The organism is Pseudomonas sp. RT4P38 (assembly GCF_054897765.1).
Map to the genome: position 1 here is coordinate 5,602,788 of NZ_CM142703.1, position 17,214 is coordinate 5,620,001.

At 60.1% G+C, this 17,214-nt stretch carries 14 protein-coding genes; 12 read left to right on the forward strand and 2 right to left on the reverse strand.

Annotation, left to right across the window (positions count from 1 at the left end; genetic code table 11):
* The first annotated feature begins 21 nt into the window (after positions 1 to 21).
* From ACYZT7_RS26045 to ACYZT7_RS26070, 6 genes are all read left to right on the forward strand, one after another.
* Positions 22 to 2,724: a [protein-PII] uridylyltransferase gene (locus ACYZT7_RS26045; RefSeq protein WP_462038760.1), complete on the forward strand. Its 2,703-nt coding sequence runs from the start codon at positions 22 to 24 to the stop codon at positions 2,722 to 2,724.
* A 43-nt stretch (positions 2,725 to 2,767) separates the two neighbouring features.
* The gene (gene dapC / locus ACYZT7_RS26050; protein WP_462038761.1) at positions 2,768 to 3,967 is read left to right on the forward strand and encodes a succinyldiaminopimelate transaminase; all 1,200 of its coding nucleotides are present in this window, start codon (positions 2,768 to 2,770) and stop codon (positions 3,965 to 3,967) included.
* Positions 3,968 to 4,259: 292 nt separating this feature from the next.
* On the forward strand, positions 4,260 to 4,622 hold the full coding sequence (locus ACYZT7_RS26055; protein WP_462038762.1) for an ArsC family reductase: 363 nt from the start codon (positions 4,260 to 4,262) through the stop codon (positions 4,620 to 4,622).
* Between the two features lie 33 nt (positions 4,623 to 4,655).
* Positions 4,656 to 5,690 (forward strand): 2,3,4,5-tetrahydropyridine-2,6-dicarboxylate N-succinyltransferase, encoded by a 1,035-nt coding sequence (gene dapD / locus ACYZT7_RS26060; protein ID WP_462038763.1) that lies wholly within the window; start codon positions 4,656 to 4,658, stop codon positions 5,688 to 5,690.
* A gap of 144 nt (positions 5,691 to 5,834) precedes the next feature.
* Complete coding sequence (locus ACYZT7_RS26065; RefSeq protein WP_462038764.1) at positions 5,835 to 7,040, forward strand: aminotransferase class V-fold PLP-dependent enzyme; 1,206 nt, start codon at positions 5,835 to 5,837, stop codon at positions 7,038 to 7,040.
* On the forward strand, positions 7,037 to 7,441 hold the full coding sequence (locus ACYZT7_RS26070) for a SufE family protein (RefSeq protein WP_462038765.1): 405 nt from the start codon (positions 7,037 to 7,039) through the stop codon (positions 7,439 to 7,441). The genes ACYZT7_RS26065 and ACYZT7_RS26070 overlap by 4 nt, the downstream gene beginning before the upstream one ends.
* Positions 7,442 to 7,473: 32 nt before the next feature.
* Here the strand turns inward: ACYZT7_RS26070 and tcdA are convergent, their stop codons facing one another.
* Positions 7,474 to 8,283: a tRNA cyclic N6-threonylcarbamoyladenosine(37) synthase TcdA gene (gene tcdA, locus ACYZT7_RS26075; protein ID WP_462038766.1), complete on the reverse strand. Its 810-nt coding sequence runs from the start codon at positions 8,281 to 8,283 to the stop codon at positions 7,474 to 7,476.
* A 231-nt stretch (positions 8,284 to 8,514) separates the two neighbouring features.
* On the opposite strand from tcdA, the gene ACYZT7_RS26080 reads away from it, so the two are divergent.
* The 4 genes from ACYZT7_RS26080 to ACYZT7_RS26095 all read left to right on the forward strand — a co-directional run bounded on the left by ACYZT7_RS26080 (position 8,515) and on the right by ACYZT7_RS26095 (position 13,617).
* Complete coding sequence (locus ACYZT7_RS26080) at positions 8,515 to 11,106, forward strand: glycosyltransferase (RefSeq protein WP_462038767.1); 2,592 nt, start codon at positions 8,515 to 8,517, stop codon at positions 11,104 to 11,106.
* A gap of 97 nt (positions 11,107 to 11,203) precedes the next feature.
* A complete protein-coding gene (gene dapE / locus ACYZT7_RS26085; RefSeq protein ID WP_462038768.1) occupies positions 11,204 to 12,355 on the forward strand; it encodes a succinyl-diaminopimelate desuccinylase in 1,152 nt (383 codons plus the stop codon).
* Positions 12,355 to 13,164 (forward strand): putative RNA methyltransferase, encoded by an 810-nt coding sequence (locus ACYZT7_RS26090; protein ID WP_462038769.1) that lies wholly within the window; start codon positions 12,355 to 12,357, stop codon positions 13,162 to 13,164. Before dapE ends, ACYZT7_RS26090 begins: the two co-directional genes overlap by 1 nt.
* Positions 13,165 to 13,239: 75 nt before the next feature.
* A complete protein-coding gene (locus tag ACYZT7_RS26095; protein WP_462038770.1) occupies positions 13,240 to 13,617 on the forward strand; it encodes a hypothetical protein in 378 nt (125 codons plus the stop codon).
* A 122-nt stretch (positions 13,618 to 13,739) separates the two neighbouring features.
* Here ACYZT7_RS26095 and ACYZT7_RS26100 read toward each other — a convergent pair whose 3' ends face one another.
* A complete protein-coding gene (locus ACYZT7_RS26100) occupies positions 13,740 to 13,949 on the reverse strand; it encodes a cold-shock protein (protein ID WP_462038771.1) in 210 nt (69 codons plus the stop codon).
* A 165-nt stretch (positions 13,950 to 14,114) separates the two neighbouring features.
* On the opposite strand from ACYZT7_RS26100, the gene plsB reads away from it, so the two are divergent.
* Complete coding sequence (gene plsB, locus ACYZT7_RS26105) at positions 14,115 to 16,607, forward strand: glycerol-3-phosphate 1-O-acyltransferase PlsB (protein WP_462038772.1); 2,493 nt, start codon at positions 14,115 to 14,117, stop codon at positions 16,605 to 16,607.
* A 169-nt stretch (positions 16,608 to 16,776) separates the two neighbouring features.
* Positions 16,777 to 17,139, forward strand: coding sequence for a YbaY family lipoprotein (locus ACYZT7_RS26110; protein WP_462038773.1), 363 nt, complete (start codon positions 16,777 to 16,779; stop codon positions 17,137 to 17,139).
* Positions 17,140 to 17,214 lie beyond the last annotated feature (75 nt).

The following is a 17,214-nucleotide window of genomic DNA, read 5'->3' on the forward strand; positions in this document are numbered from 1 at the left end:
TACAGACAGGAAAGCCAATCGATGCCGCAGGTGGATCCCGAACTCTTCGACCGTGGCCAGTTCCAGGCTGAACTGGCCCTGAAGGCAAGCCCGATCGCGGCCTTCAAGAAGGCGATTCGCCAGGCCCGCGAGGTGCTCGACGAGCGCTTTCGCAGCGGCCGCGACATTCGCCGGTTGATCGAGGATCGCGCCTGGTTCGTCGATAACATCCTGCAAAAGGCCTGGGAGCAGTTCAGCTTGAGTTCCGAAGCCGACATCGCGCTGGTCGCGGTCGGCGGCTACGGTCGCGGTGAGCTGCACCCTTATTCCGATATCGATTTGCTGATCCTGCTGGACAGCGCCGATCACGAAGTTTTCCGTGATTCCATCGAGCGTTTTCTGACGCTGTTGTGGGACATCGGCCTTGAAGTAGGTCAGAGCGTTCGCTCGGTGGACGAATGCGTCCAGGAGGCCCGCGCCGACCTGACGGTAGTCACTAACCTGATGGAAAGCCGCACCATCTGCGGCCCCGAGCGCCTGCGCCAACGTATGCTCGACGTCACCAGCACCGCGCACATGTGGCCGAGCAAGGACTTCTTCCTGGCCAAACGCGCCGAGCAGAAGGCTCGTCACCATAAGTACAACGACACCGAATACAACCTGGAACCCAACGTCAAAGGCTCGCCTGGCGGCCTACGGGATATTCAGACGATTCTGTGGGTGGCCCGTCGTGAGTACGGCACCCTGAACCTGCGGGCCCTGGCCGGCGAAGGTTTCCTGGTCGAGAGCGAAAACGCCCTGCTGGCCTCCTCCCAGGAATTCCTGTGGAAGGTTCGTTACGCCCTGCACATGCTCGCCGGCCGTTCCGAAGACCGCTTGCTGTTTGATCACCAGCGCACCATTGCCGGGCTGCTGGGTTTCAAAGGCGATGACGCCAAGCAAGCCATCGAAAACTTCATGCAGCAGTATTACCGGGTGGTCATGAGCATTGCCCAGCTCAGCGACCTGATCATCCAGCATTTCGAGGAAGTCATCCTCGCGCCGGAGGACGAAGCGCCGCCGCAGCCGATCAACTCGCGATTCCAGCTGCACGACGGTTACATCGAGGCACGGAACGACAATGTGTTCCGCCGCACACCGTTCGCCATGCTGGAAATCTTCGTACTGATGGCTCAGCAGCCGGAAATCAAAGGTGTGCGCGCCGATACCATTCGCCTGCTGCGAGAAAATCGCCACCTGATCGATGACGATTTCCGCAACGACATCCGCAATACCAGCCTGTTTATCGAGCTATTCAAGTGCAAGATCGGTATCCACCGCAACCTGCGACGGATGAATCGTTACGGCATCCTCGGGCGCTACTTGCCGGAGTTCGGCTTTATTGTCGGGCAGATGCAGCACGATCTGTTTCACATCTATACGGTCGACGCTCACACCCTGAACCTGATCAAACATCTGCGTAAATTACAGTACACCCAAGTGTCGGAAAAATTCCCGCTGGCCAGCAAGCTCATGGGCAAACTGCCCAAACCCGAGCTGATCTACCTGGCCGGCCTGTACCACGACATCGGCAAGGGCCGGCATGGCGATCACTCGGAAATCGGTGCAGTGGATGCCGAAGCCTTTTGCCAGCGCCATCAGTTGCCGGTGTGGGACAGCCGCCTGATCGTCTGGCTGGTGCAGAACCATTTGGTGATGTCGACCACTGCCCAGCGCAAGGACTTGTCCGACCCGCAGGTCATCCACGATTTCGCGCAGATCGTCGGCGACGAAACCCACCTCGATTATCTGTACGTGCTGACCGTCGCCGACATCAACGCCACCAACCCGACGCTGTGGAACTCCTGGCGCGCCAGCCTATTGCGCCAGCTCTACACCGAGACCAAGCGTGCCTTGCGCCGTGGCCTGGAAAACCCGGTGGACCGCGAAGAGCAGATTCGCCAGACCCAGAGCGCCGCACTGGACATTCTGGTGCGCGGCGGTACCGACCCGGACGACGTCGAGCAGCTGTGGGCGCAATTGGGCGATGACTACTTCCTGCGCCACACCGCCGGCGACGTGGCCTGGCACAGTGACGCGATCCTCCAGCAGCCGGCCGACGGCGGGCCACTGGTGCTGATCAAGGAAACCACCCAGCGCGAATTCGAAGGCGGCACACAGATCTTCATCTATGCACCGGACCAGCACGACTTCTTCGCCGTGACCGTGGCCGCGATGGACCAGCTCAACCTGAACATTCACGACGCCCGGGTCATTACCTCCAGCAGCCAGTTCACCCTCGACACCTACATCGTGCTCGACACCGACGGCGACTCGATTGGCGACAACCCGGCACGGGTCAAGCAAATCCGCGAAGGCCTGACCGAAGCCCTGCGAAACCCGGACGATTACCCGACGATCATCCAGCGTCGGGTGCCGCGTCAGCTCAAGCATTTCGCGTTTGCGCCACAGGTGACGATCCACAACGACGCCCAGCGCCAGGTGACGGTGCTGGAGCTCAGCGCCCCGGATCGCCCCGGCCTGTTGGCGCGCATCGGCACGATCTTCCTGGAGTTCGACTTGTCGCTGCAAAACGCCAAGATCGCGACCCTCGGCGAACGCGTGGAAGACGTGTTCTTTATTACCGACGCGAACAATCAGCCGCTGTCCGACCCGCTGCTGTGCAGCCGCTTGCAGGATGCGATCGTCAAACAGCTCAGCGTCAGCCACGAACCCGATATCAAACTGTCGCACATCAGCATCTAGCCGCGCGCCAGGATTCAGCCGCTTTGAACGAGACCCCGTACCGATGAACAACGCTCTGACCCAATTGCAGCCCTACCCGTTCGAGAAACTCCGCGCCTTGCTCGGCAGCGTCACGCCAAACCCGGACAAACGTGCCATCGCACTGTCCATCGGCGAGCCGAAACACCGTTCGCCAAGCTTTGTCGCCGAAGCCCTGGCCAGCAATCTGGATCAGATGGCCGTGTACCCGACCACCCTCGGCATCCCGGTCCTGCGTGAAGCCATCGCTGCGTGGTGCGAACGTCGTTTCAGCGTTCCGAAGGGCTGGCTCGACCCGGCGCGCAATGTGCTGCCGGTCAACGGTACCCGTGAAGCGCTGTTCGCCTTCACCCAGACCGTGGTCAACCGTGGCGACGACGCCCTGGTGGTCAGCCCGAACCCGTTCTATCAGATCTACGAAGGCGCGGCATTCCTTGCCGGGGCCAAGCCGCATTACCTGCCGTGCCTGGACGAAAACGGCTTCAACCCGGATTTCGATGCGGTTTCGCCAGACATCTGGAAACGCTGCCAGATCCTGTTCCTGTGCTCGCCGGGCAATCCGACCGGCGCCTTGATCCCGATTGAAACCCTGAAGAAGCTGATCGCCCTGGCCGACGAATACGACTTCGTGATCGCCGCCGACGAGTGCTACAGCGAACTGTACTTCGACGAACAAACCCCGCCGGCCGGCTTGCTCAGCGCCTGCGTGGAACTGGGCCGCAAAGACTTCAAGCGTTGCGTGGTGTTCCACAGCCTGTCCAAGCGCTCCAACCTGCCGGGCCTGCGTTCGGGCTTTGTGGCCGGTGATGCGGACATTCTCAAAGGCTTCCTGCTGTATCGCACCTACCACGGCTGCGCGATGCCGGTTCAGACCCAACTGGCCAGTGTTGCCGCGTGGAATGACGAAGTGCACGTGCGCGCCAACCGTGCGCTGTATCGCGAGAAATACGATGCGGTGCTGGAAATCCTTGGCCCAGTGATGGACGTACAACGTCCGGACGGCGGTTTCTACCTGTGGCCAAACGTTGACGACGACGATGAGGCGTTCTGCCGTGATCTGTTTGTGGAAGAACACGTGACCGTGGTGCCGGGTTCTTATCTGTCTCGTGAAGTTGATGGCTTCAATCCGGGCGCCGGACGCGTGCGCATGGCACTGGTCGCGCCGCTGGCCGAATGTGTGGAAGCCGCCGAGCGAATTCGCAACTTCGTACAACGCCGCAAGTAACAGCCTCGCGCCTATATAAACTCCAGGCGCTGCGCCCGCAGCGCCTTCAAACGCAAACGCCGCTCCAGCAAATCCATCGAAACGCCAACGCTCGTGTTTGGGTCGAATCGTTGCCCCCATTGAAGTGCCATATTCGCCGCTTAGACTGAAGGCTGACTGCTGCCCCGATGTCGCATGGAACAGCGGATGGCTAAGTCAAAAAGACAAACCCGACCACGACCGACGCGAAACCGTCCGGTCATGGCATAATCCGTCACCTTTAATTTCCAGCACCTGCAAAGGGGGCAATTCCTTGACCGTTTCAAGCAAAACGTTGCACCTTTTCGGCATCAAAGCCTGCGACACCATGAAAAAGGCGCGCACCTGGCTCGATGAGCACGCTGTCAGCTATGACTTTCATGATTACAAAACGGTCGGAATCGACCGTGAACACCTGACCCAATGGTGCGACGAGCACAGCTGGCAAGTGGTGTTGAACCGTGCAGGCACGACCTTTCGCAAGCTCGACGACGAACGCAAAGCCGATCTCGACCAGCCGAAAGCCATCGAACTGATGCTCGCACAACCCTCGATGATCAAGCGCCCGGTGCTTGATCTCGGTGACCGAACCCTGATTGGCTTCAAGCCAGATATCTACGCGGCAGCGCTCAAGTAAGGCAGCCCGTTCCATTTTGTTAGAGGTATCAACATGTCTACTACCCTGTTCAGCCTGGCCTTTGGTGTCGGCACTCAAAACCGTCAAGGTGCATGGCTGGAAGTGTTTTACGCGCAGCCACTGCTCAACCCGTCGGCCGAACTGGTCGCTGCCATCGCGCCTGTTCTGGGCTACACCGAAGGCAATCAGGCCATCGCGTTCACTACCGCTCAGGCCTCGCAACTGGCTGAGGCCCTGAAAAGCGTCGACGCTGCCCAGGCTGCCTTGCTGACCCGTCTGGCCGAGAGCCACAAGCCGCTGGTCGCGACCCTTCTGGCCGAAGACGCTCAGTTGACCTCTACCCCAGAGGCTTACCTGAAGCTGCACCTGCTGTCGCATCGCCTGGTCAAGCCGCATGGCCTGAACCTGGCCGGCGTGTTCCCTCTGCTGCCGAACGTGGCGTGGACCAGCCAGGGCGCGATCGACCTGGCCGAACTGGCCGAACATCAACTGGAAGCCCGTCTGCGTGGCGAGTTGCTGGAAGTGTTCTCGGTGGACAAGTTCCCGAAAATGACCGACTACGTGGTTCCGGCCGGCGTGCGTATCGCTGACGCGGCACGTATTCGTCTGGGCGCTTACGTCGGCGAAGGCACCACCGTGATGCACGAAGGTTTCGTCAACTTCAACGCCGGTACCGAAGGCCCGGGCATGATCGAAGGCCGCGTTTCCGCTGGCGTATTCGTCGGCAAGGGTTCGGACCTGGGCGGCGGTTGCTCAACCATGGGCACCCTGTCGGGCGGCGGCAACATCGTGATCAAGGTCGGCGAAGGCTGCCTGATCGGTGCCAACGCCGGTATCGGTATTCCGTTGGGCGATCGCAACACCGTTGAATCGGGCCTGTACGTGACCGCTGGTACCAAAGTGGCGCTGCTGGACGAGCACAACAAACTGGTCAAAGTCGTGAAGGCCCGTGAACTGGCCGGTCAACCTGACCTGTTGTTCCGCCGCAATTCGGAGACCGGTGCCGTGGAATGCAAAACCCACAAGTCGGCCATCGAACTGAACGAAGCGCTGCACGCTCACAACTAAGCAGAGCGTCAAACAATCACCTGACCTGTAGGAGCGAAGCTTGCTCGCGAAGGCGTCATCACTAGCGCCAAAAGCTTCGCGAGCAAGCTTCGCTCCTACACAGGTCTGGCGTAGATCCGCCCATGTTTACCAGGGCCGAACAACATGATGATTCCCTCCCCCTGGCGCGCCGATTTTCCGGCCATCGCCGCATTGCAACGGCAAGACCAGACGTATCTGGACAACGCCGCCACTACGCAAAAACCTCAAGCCCTGCTGGATGCCCTGGCGCATTACTACGCCAACGGCGCGGCCAACGTGCATCGGGCGCAACATTTGCCCGGCGCCCACGCCACCCAGGCGTTCGAGGCCAGCCGCAGCAAAGTCGCCCATTGGCTCAATGCCGGCGATTGCGGGCAGATCATCTTTACCCATGGCACAACGTCTGCGCTGAACCTCCTGGCTTATGGCCTGGAACATCTTTTCAATCCGGGCGATGAAATTGTCATCAGCGCCCTGGAGCATCACGCCAATCTGTTGCCGTGGCAGCAGCTTGCCCTCCGTTGCGAGCTGAAACTGGTGATCCTGCCGCTGGATGCCGACGGTTTGATCGACCTTGATGCCGCGGCGCAGTTGATTGGTTCGCAAACCCGTTTGCTGGCTGTCAGCCAGCTGTCCAACGTCCTCGGTGCCTGGCAGCCGTTGCCCGCGCTGTTGGCGATGGCCCAAGTGCACAACGCGCTGACCGTGGTCGATGGCGCTCAAGGCGTGGTCCATGGTCGGCATGACGTGCAGGCGCTGGGCTGCGACTTCTATGTGTTTTCCAGCCACAAGCTCTACGGCCCCGAGGGTCTTGGCGTATTGTTCGGTCGCAACGAAGCGCTTAAGCAACTGCGTCATTGGCAACTCGGCGGTGAAATGGTGCTGGACGCGGATTACCACAGCGCTCGCTTTCGCCCAGCGCCACTGGGGTTCGAGGCGGGAACGCCGCCGATCGCCAGTGTGATCGGTCTGGGCGCGACCCTGGATTATCTGGCAGGGCTCAATCAGGACGCCGTGACTGCCCATGAAGCAGCGCTGCATGACTATTTGCTCAAAGGCCTTGAAGCGCGCAACGGCATTCGCTTGCTGGGCAAGCCGCAGCTGGCGCTGGCCAGTTTTGTCGTCGAGGATGTGCATAACTCTGATTTGGCGCACCTGCTGACGGAACAGGGGATCGCGGTGCGCGCCGGTCATCATTGCGCCATGCCGTTGCTCAAGCGTTTTGAGCTGGCCGGGGCGATTCGGGTGTCGTTGGCGCTGTACAACGACTCCGAAGACCTTGAGCGATTCTTTGAAGCGCTGGATCAGGCGTTGGAGTTGCTGCGATGAGCTTGCCCGCCGATGCCGCTACGGCACTGGACACTTTTCAGAATGCCGCTGGCTGGGAACAGCGGGCGCGTCTGCTGATGCAATGGGGCGATCGCCTGCCGGTGTTGAGCGATGTGGATAAGGTCGACGCCAACCGTGTACATGGCTGTGAAAGCCAAGTGTGGCTGGTGGGCGAGTTACAGGATGGCCACTGGCTGTTTGCCGCGAGCAGTGATGCGCGGTTGATTCGCGGGTTGGTGGCGTTGTTGCTGGCGCGGGTTAACGGGTTGTCGGCTGTCGAATTGCAGCAGGTGGATTTGCCGGAGTGGTTTAATCAGCTGGGCTTGTCGCGGCAGCTGTCGCCGTCGCGCAGTAACGGCCTCAATGCCGTGCTGCAGCGGATGCGAGAGCTGGCGCACTGATCGTTCCCAAGCTCCGCGTGGGAACGATCAGGTCAGGCAGGTTTAATGCGATCCGCCGGCCGCCGCACTCCAGCAACTATCTTATCCACAGCCTTGGTCGCCGCGACCATGCCAAACGTCGCCGTCACCATCATCACCGCACCAAACCCTCCCGCGCAGTCAAGCTTCACACCGTCACCGACAAAACTCTTCTGCAAGCAAATGCTGCCATCCGGTTTCGGGTAACGCAGTTGTTCGGTCGAAAACACGCACGGCACACTATAATGGCGAGTAACGGTACGGGAGAAGTTGTAGTCGCGGCGCAATGTGGAGCGCACTTTCGAGGCCAATGGATCATTGAATGTCCGGTTCAAGTCGCAGACCTGAATCAGTGTCGGATCAATCTGCCCGCCCGCGCCGCCGGTGGTGATGATCTGGATCTTGCGGCGCTTGCACCAGGCGATCAGCGCAGCCTTGGCATTCACGCTGTCGATGCAGTCGATCACGCAGTCGATGTTCGACGTGATGTATTCGGCCATGGTCTCGCGGGTGACGAAATCCGCCACGGCGTGCACCGTGCAGTCCGGGTTGATCCCGCGCAGGCGCTCGGCCATCACTTCGACCTTGGGTTTGCCGACGGTGCTGTCCAGCGCATGCAGTTGACGGTTGGCGTTGCTGACACAGACGTCGTCCAGGTCAAACAGCGAAATCTCGCCCACGCCACAACGGGCAACAGCTTCCGCCGCCCAGGAACCGACGCCACCAACGCCGACGATCGCCACGTGGGCCGCGCGCAGGCGCTCCAGGCCGTCGATGCCATACAAACGGGCGATGCCTGCAAACCGCGGATCTTCTGTACTCATGACCATTACCCCAAAAACCGGCGCGCATTATAAGGGCTACACAGCGACAAGTTCTAAGTTACACGCGACAAAGTGAAAGAACTTTAATGAAACCGGATTGCCCAACGTCAAGCTTTTCCCTGCCTGCTGTACGGTAAGTGAAAGCACGGTGTAGGATGCGCGCCCCCGGCCTCTTGGCAACCAGCCGCCGACCGTTCCTTCGTTCTGCAGCCCCTGGAACCTGAAATAGCTATGTCATCGCGTAAATTTGGACTCAACCTGGTCGTGGTGCTCGCCATCGCTGCCTTGTTTACCGGCTTCTGGGCGCTGATCAATCGCCCGGTCACCGCCCCGAACTGGCCTGAACAGATCTCCGGCTTTTCGTACTCGCCGTTCCAGCAAGGCCAGTACCCACAAAAAGAACAGTATCCGACCGACGATGAAATGCGTCGCGATCTGGAGATCATGAGCAAGCTGACGGACAACATCCGTACTTACTCGGTCGACGGCACGCTGGGCGATATTCCCAAGCTTGCCGAAGAGTTCGGTTTGCGCGTGACGCTGGGTATCTGGATCAGCCCGGATCTTGCGCGCAACGAGCGTGAAATCCTGCGCGCCATCGACCTGGCCAATACCTCCCGCAGCGTGGTTCGCGTGGTGGTGGGCAACGAGGCGATCTTTCGCAAGGAAATCAACGCCGAACAATTGAGCGTGATCCTTGATCGCGTCCGCGCGGCCGTCAAAGTGCCGGTGACGACCTCCGAGCAATGGCACGTATGGGAAGAAAACCCGAGCCTGGCCAAGCACGTCGACCTGATCGCTGCCCACGTCCTGCCGTACTGGGAACATGTTCCGATGGAGCAGTCCGGCCAGTTCGTACTCGACCGCGCCCGCGACCTGAAAAAGATGTTCCCGAAAAAGCCGCTGCTGCTGTCGGAAGTCGGCTGGCCAAGCAACGGTCGCATGCGCGGCGGTGCCGATGCGTCGCCGGCAGACCAGGCGATTTACCTGCGCACACTGGTCAACAAGCTCAACCGCCAGGGTTTCAACTACTTCGTGATCGAAGCGTTTGACCAACCCTGGAAAGCCAGCGACGAAGGCTCGGTAGGCGCCTATTGGGGCGTGTTCAACGCCGCTCGTCAGCAGAAATTCAACTTCGACGGCCCGGTCGTCGCTATTCCGCAATGGCGCGTGCTCGCTGTCGGTTCGGTGGTGTTGGCCCTGCTCTCCCTGACCTTGCTGATGATCGACGGTTCGGCCCTGCGTCAACGCGGCCGTACCTTCCTGACCTTCATCGCGTTCCTTTGCGGTTCGGTGCTGGTGTGGATCGGTTACGACTACAGCCTGCAATACAGCACCTGGTTCAGCCTGACGGTGGGATTCCTCCTTGCCCTCGGTGCACTCGGTGTGTTTATCGTGCTGCTGACCGAGGCCCACGAACTGGCCGAAGCGGTCTGGACCCACAAGCGCCGGCGTGAATTCCTGCCGGTGGTGGGCGATTCGGACTACCGACCGAAAGTCTCGATTCACGTCCCTTGCTACAACGAGCCGCCGGAGATGGTCAAACAGACCCTCAATGCGCTGGCCAACCTCGATTATCCGGACTTTGAAGTCTTGATCATCGACAACAACACCAAGGACCCGGCGGTCTGGGAACCGGTGCAGGCCTACTGCGAAACCCTCGGCCCGCGCTTCAAGTTCTTCCACGTCGCACCGTTGGCCGGTTTCAAGGGTGGCGCGCTGAATTACCTGATTCCGCATACTGCCAAGGATGCCGAAGTGATTGCGGTGATCGACTCGGACTACTGCGTCGACCCGAACTGGCTCAAGCACATGGTGCCGCACTTCGCCGATCCGAAAATCGCCGTGGTGCAGTCGCCACAGGATTACCGCGACCAGAACGAAAGCACTTTCAAGAAGCTCTGCTACGCCGAATACAAAGGCTTCTTCCACATCGGCATGGTTACCCGTAACGACCGTGACGCAATCATCCAGCACGGCACCATGACCATGACCCGGCGCTCGGTGCTCGAGGAGCTCGGCTGGGCTGACTGGTGCATCTGTGAAGACGCCGAGTTGGGTCTGCGCGTGTTCGAAAAGGGTCTGTCGGCGGCGTATTACCACACCAGCTACGGCAAAGGCCTGATGCCCGATACCTTTATCGACTTCAAGAAACAGCGCTTCCGCTGGGCCTATGGCGCGATTCAGATCATCAAGCGTCACACCACCAGCCTGTTGCGCGGCAAGGGTACCGAGCTGACCCGTGGCCAGCGTTACCACTTCCTCGCGGGCTGGTTGCCGTGGGTGGCGGACGGCATGAACATCTTCTTCACCGTGGGCGCCTTGTTGTGGTCGGCGGCGATGATCATCGTGCCGCAGCGGGTCGATCCGCCGTTGTTGATTTTCGCGATCCCGCCGCTGGCGCTGTTCGTGTTCAAGGTTGGCAAGATCATCTTCCTCTACCGTCGTGCGGTCGGGGTCAACCTCAAGGACGCATTCTGCGCGGCACTGGCAGGGTTGGCGTTGTCGCACACCATCGCCAAAGCGGTGTTGTACGGCTTCTTCACCAGCAGCATTCCGTTTTTCCGTACACCGAAGAACGCCGATAATCACGGCTTCTGGGTGGCGATTTCGGAAGCTCGCGAAGAAGTGTTCATCATGCTGCTGTTGTGGGGCGCGGCGCTGGGGATATACCTGGTGAACGGCATGCCGAGCAACGACATGCGTTTCTGGGTGACCATGTTGCTGGTGCAATCGTTGCCATACCTGGCGGCGCTGATCATGGCGTTCTTGTCCTCTCTGCCAAAACCGGCAGCCGAGGCCGAGACTCTACCAGCGGTCTAAATCGCGACAGATGCACTAAACGGCGGCCAATGGCCGCCGTTTTGCTTTAAGATAACCGCCATTTTGCGCGCCTTGCCCCCAGCTTTCGGAGTTCCCCATGACGGCCCACGCCGACCTTTCGCCGACCCTTCAACTCGCCATCGACCTGATCCGCCGTCCGTCCGTGACGCCGGTCGACGCCGATTGCCAGAAGCAGATGATGCAGCGCCTGGGCGATGCCGGTTTTGCGCTTGAACCCATGCGTATCGAAGATGTGGATAACTTTTGGGCGATCCACGGCAAACACGACGGTCCGGTGCTGTGCTTCGCCGGCCACACCGACGTAGTGCCGACCGGCCCGGTGACCGCCTGGCAGATCGACCCGTTCAATGCGGTGATCGACGAACACGGCATGCTCTGCGGCCGTGGTGCGGCGGACATGAAAGGCAGCCTCGCGTCCATGACCGTGGCGGCCGAGCGTTTCGTCACCGACTACCCGGACCACAAGGGCAAGGTTGCTTTCCTGATCACCAGCGACGAAGAAGGCCCGGCGCACCACGGCACCAAAGCTGTGATCGAACGCCTTGCCGCCCGTAAGGAGCGTCTGGACTGGTGCATCGTCGGCGAACCATCGAGCACCACCCTGGTGGGCGACGTGGTCAAGAACGGCCGTCGCGGCTCCCTCGGTGCCAAGCTGACCGTGCGCGGCGTGCAAGGCCACGTGGCGTATCCGCACCTGGCGAAGAACCCGATCCACCTTGCTGCCCCGGCGCTGGCCGAACTGGCCGCCGAGCATTGGGACCACGGCAACGACTTCTTCCCGCCGACCAGCTTCCAGATTTCCAACGTGAACTCCGGCACCGGCGCGACCAATGTGATCCCGGGTGATTTGGTGGCGGTATTCAACTTCCGCTTCTCCACTGAATCCACCGTCGAAGGCCTGCAAAAACGCGTCGCCGACATCCTCGACAAACATGGCCTGGACTGGCACATCGACTGGGCGCTGTCCGGTCTGCCGTTCCTCACCGAGCCAGGTGCGTTGCTGGATGCCGTCGCGTCGAGCATCAAGGACATCACCGGCCGCGAAACCCGCGCCTCCACCAGTGGTGGCACCTCCGACGGGCGCTTCATCGCGACCATGGGCACTCAGGTGGTTGAACTGGGCCCGGTCAACGCGACGATCCACCAGGTCAACGAGCGTGTGCTGGCCGCCGACCTCGATGTGCTGACCGAAATCTACTACCAGACCCTGATCAAGTTGCTCGCCTGATGCTCGCCTGCCCGATCTGCAGCGAACCGCTGAACGCGGTGGACAACGGCGTGGCCTGCCCCGCCGGGCATCGTTTCGACCGCGCTCGTCAGGGTTACCTGAACCTGCTGCCGGTGCAGCACAAAAACAGCCGCGACCCTGGGGATAACCTGGCGATGGTCGAAGCCCGGCGAGATTTTTTGAACGCCGGTCATTACGCACCGGTGGCCAAGCGTCTGGCCGAACTGGCTGCGCAATACGCACCCCAGCGCTGGCTGGACATCGGTTGTGGCGAGGGTTACTACACCGCGCAAATCGCCGAGGCCGTGCCGAACGCCGACGGTTACGCGCTGGATATTTCCCGAGAAGCCGTCAAACGCGCCTGCAAACGCAACCCGCAACTGACCTGGTTGATCGCCAGCATGGCGCGGGTGCCGTTGGCCTCGGGCAGCTGCCAGTTTCTCGCCAGCGTCTTCAGCCCGCTGGACTGGGAGGAAGCCAAACGCCTGCTCAGCCCCGGCGGCGGTTTGATGAAAGTCGGGCCGACCAGCGGCCATCTGATGGAGTTGCGCGAGCGGCTGTACGACGAAGTGCGTGAATACACCGACGACAAGCATCTGGCCCTGGTGCCGGAAGGCATGACGCTGCAACACAGTGAAACCCTGGAATTCAAACTGACGCTGGAAAAGGGTCAGGATCGCGCCAACCTGCTGGCCATGACGCCACACGGCTGGCGCGCCAGTGCTGAACGCCGGGCGGCGGTCATCGAACAGGTCGAGCCGTTCGAGGTCACTGTTTCAATGCGCTACGATTACTTCGTACTTCAATAATTTTTGGCTTTGAGCAATAGCTTGAGGCCGGCTAAATCCGCGAATGGATTTTTCAGACCCGCAGTGAGGACATCCATGCGCCAACCCGATATCGAGATTTACCTGAAAGACGCCGACGTCGACTACAAGGCCGTCGCGGCCTGGCTCGGCGCGGCTTTGGGCCCATGTACCGACTGGGTCCAGAAAGGCCAGACCTACAAGTGCAAGGCCGGCAACGTGTCGGTCACCTGGCTGCCGAAAGCCGTGGGCAAATGGAACAGCCTGTACCTGGACAGCGACCAGACGCCATGGGAAGACGACATCGCCTGCGCCCGCGCTGCGTTTGCCGCGCTGAACGTCGAAGTGCGTTGTGCACCGGGTAGCTGGGTCGAGGAAGAAGGTGAAGAGACAGCGGATCGCTGGATGCGCATCAGCGCTGATGGTGAAGAAGAGATCACCTGGAAAACTGTTTAAAACCTGTGGGAGCGAGCTTGCTCGCGATGAGGTCCTTTCATACAACATCAATATTGAATGTCAGTCCGCTATCGCGAGCAAGCTCGCTCCCACAGTGGTTGTGGGTGATCTGGAGAGTGGGTTTAGAGGCCTACAACATCCTCAGCTTGCAAGCCTTTCTCGCCAGTCACCACGCCGTATTCCACCTGCTGACCTTCAGCCAGGGAGCGATGCCCCTCGCCGCGAATCGCGCGGTAGTGCACGAACACGTCCACCCCGTCGTCGCGCTGAATGAAGCCATAACCCTTGGCGTCGTTGAACCACTTCACGTTGCCGGTTTCGCGCGTAGCCATGTATCAGTCCCTCTTCTTTTTATTTTGAACGGCCGAGTATATGACAGCCGCCAAAACTCTCAACTCAACTTTACTTAACCGCTTTTTTGCCGATTTTCGGCGAATACGGCACACTATCGGCCGCCCGAGCAAACGCTCGGTTTTATTCACTCATGCAGATGCCGTATGACCCGTTCCCCGCTCCGCCGTCTTGTGTTTGGCACTCTGCGCCGACTGTTGTATCTCTGGGTTCGCTCGGAGACGATCAATCAGTCTTCGTTCACCCTCAACCTCGACCGCAGTCGTCCGGTGTTCTACGTCCTGCAAAACCCTTCGCTGACCGATCTCGCCGTGGTCGATACCGAGTGCAGCAAGGCCGGCCTGCCGCGCCCGGTGTTGCCGGTATCGGTAGGTACGTTGGTGGAACCCGCCGCGTTCTTTTACCTGACGCCGGAGCCCGACTGGCTCGGCCGCCAGGACAAACGTGGCGCGCCGCCGACCCTGAATCGCCTGGTCAGCGCCCTGAGCCAGAACGCCGCTGAAGATGCGCAGATCATTCCGGTCAGCGTGTTCTGGGGTCAGTCGCCGGACAGCGAATCGAGCCCGTGGAAACTGCTCTTCGCCGACAGCTGGGCGGTCACCGGGCGTCTGCGCCGGTTGCTGAGCATCATCGTGCTGGGGCGCAAGACCCGGGTGCAGTTCTCGGCGCCGATTCACCTGCGTGAGCTGATCGACCACAACAAAGGCCACGAGCGCACCGTGCGCATGGCCCAGCGAATTCTGCGGGTGCATTTCCGTAATCTGAAAGCCGCGGTGATCGGTCCGGACATTTCCCACCGTCGCAATCTGGTCAAAGGCCTGCTCAACCAGCCCTTGGTCAAGCAAGCGATCCTCGATGAAGCCGAGCGCGAGAACATCTCCCCGGAGAAAGCCAAGGCCCAGGCCCTGCGCTACGGCAACGAGATCGCCTCCGACTACACCTACACCGCGATCCGCTTCATGGAAGTGGTGCTGAGCTGGTTCTGGAACAAAATCTACGACGGCATCAAGGTCAATAACATCGAAGGCGTGCAAAAGGTCGCCCCGGGTTACGAAGTGATCTACGTACCCTGCCACCGCAGCCACATCGACTACCTGCTGCTGTCCTATTTGCTGTTCCGCAACGGCCTGACCCCGCCGCACATTGCCGCCGGGATCAACCTCAACATGCCGGTGATCGGCAGCCTGCTGCGGCGCGGCGGTGCGTTCTTCATGCGCCGCACCTTCAAAGGCAACCCGCTCTACACCTCGGTGTTCAACGAATACCTGCACACCTTGTTCACCAAAGGCTTCCCGGTGGAGTACTTCGTCGAGGGTGGCCGTTCGCGCACCGGGCGCATGCTACAACCGAAAACCGGGATGCTCGCGATCACCTTGCGCAGCTTCTTGCGTTCGTCGCGGATGCCGATTGTCTTCATCCCTGTCTACATCGGCTACGAGCACGTATTGGAAGGCCGGACCTACCTCGGCGAACTGCGTGGCGCGAGCAAGAAGAAAGAATCGATCTTCGACATCTTCAAAGTCATCGGGGCCCTCAAGCAGCGCTTCGGCCAAGTGGCGGTGAACTTTGGCGAACCGATCAAACTGGCGGAATTCCTCGACAGCGAACAGCCGGACTGGCGTAAACAGGAACTCGGCCCGCAGTTCAAACCGGTCTGGCTCAACGAAACCACCAACCGCCTCGGCGAGAAAGTCGCACAGCATCTCAACGAAGCCGCGGCGATCAACCCGGTCAACCTCGTGGCCCTGGCGCTGCTGTCCACCAGCCGTCTGGCTCTGGATGATCGCGCCATGGCGCGCGTACTTGATCTGTATTTGGCGCTGTTGCGCAAGGTGCCGTATTCGCCGCACACCACACTGCCGGAAGGTGACGGCCGAGCGTTGATAGAGCATGTGAAAGACATGGATTTGTTGTCCGAGCAGAGCGATGCCCTGGGCAAGATTCTGTATCTGGACGAGCAAAACGCCGTCCTGATGACCTACTACCGCAACAATGTGCTGCACATCTTCGCCCTGCCCGCGCTGCTGGCGAGTTTCTTCCAGAGCGCCTCGCGCATGAGCCGCGAACAGATCCTGCGCTACACCCGCGCGCTGTACCCGTACCTGCAATCGGAGCTGTTCATTCGCTGGTCGCTGGACGAGCTGGATGCGGTGATCGATCAATGGCTCGAAGCGTTCGTCGAGCAAGGTCTGCTGCGTTTTGAGAATGACGTCTACCTGCGTCCGGCGCCGAGTTCGCGGCATTTCGTGTTGCTGACGCTGCTGTCGAAAAGCATCGCCCAGACCCTGCAACGCTTCTATATGACGGTCTCGCTGCTGCTCAACAGTGGCCAAAACAGCATCAGCGCCGAAGAACTGGAAGACCTGTGCACGGTCATGGCACAACGTCTGTCGATCCTGCATGGCCTGAACGCTCCGGAGTTCTTCGACAAGAGCCTGTTCCGCCACTTCATCCAGACCATGCTCGACCTCGACGTGCTCAAGCGCGATGAGGCCGGCAAGCTGAGTTATCACGACCTGCTGGGAGAACTGGCGGAAGGTGCGGCCAAACGGGTGTTGTCGGCAGAGATTCGCTTGTCGATCCGTCAGGTGGCGTTGCATCGCAGTGAAGATGCGGCGGAGCTGGTAAAGCCTCTCTGATCCATCGAGGGAACTACGCGGCACCGTTATTCAGAAGCAAGGATGCTTCTGATCTATCCCGCTATAAATTCGCCCCCAAACGCAGGAATACTCCTACACACGGTTCGGTGCCCCCGGCGATATGCTGACGGCTCGTCATTTCCGACGATTAATTTGATAAGGAGATCAAATGAGCAACGAACATGTAATGAGCATCAGCGGTACCGTGCACTATCTGATAAAGATTCTGCTGTCGCCGAACTCGACACTTCACGTCAGCCTGCAAGATGTCACTCCGGCTGCGCCTGTCAAAGAACTCGCCCAGCAAGTTATCCCTCATGCAGAAACCGCAGGCCTGGACTTTAATCTGACTTACGCGGCCGCTGATGTGCTGCCCGGCCACAGCTATGGAATCACCGCACGCATCGAAACCAACGACGAGGTGATCTTTGCAACAACCAAACCTCACCGGGTGGAATTGGGTGTCAACCATCTGCGCCCTGAGGACGTCGTGGTCCGCAACGTCCGTAAAAATCCGGACAGCAACGCCTAAGCCCAACTGCCCGACATCACATGGGGCGAAATCACCTTAAAAATCCGTTAAATTGTCGTTGGCGCTGTTTTTCTC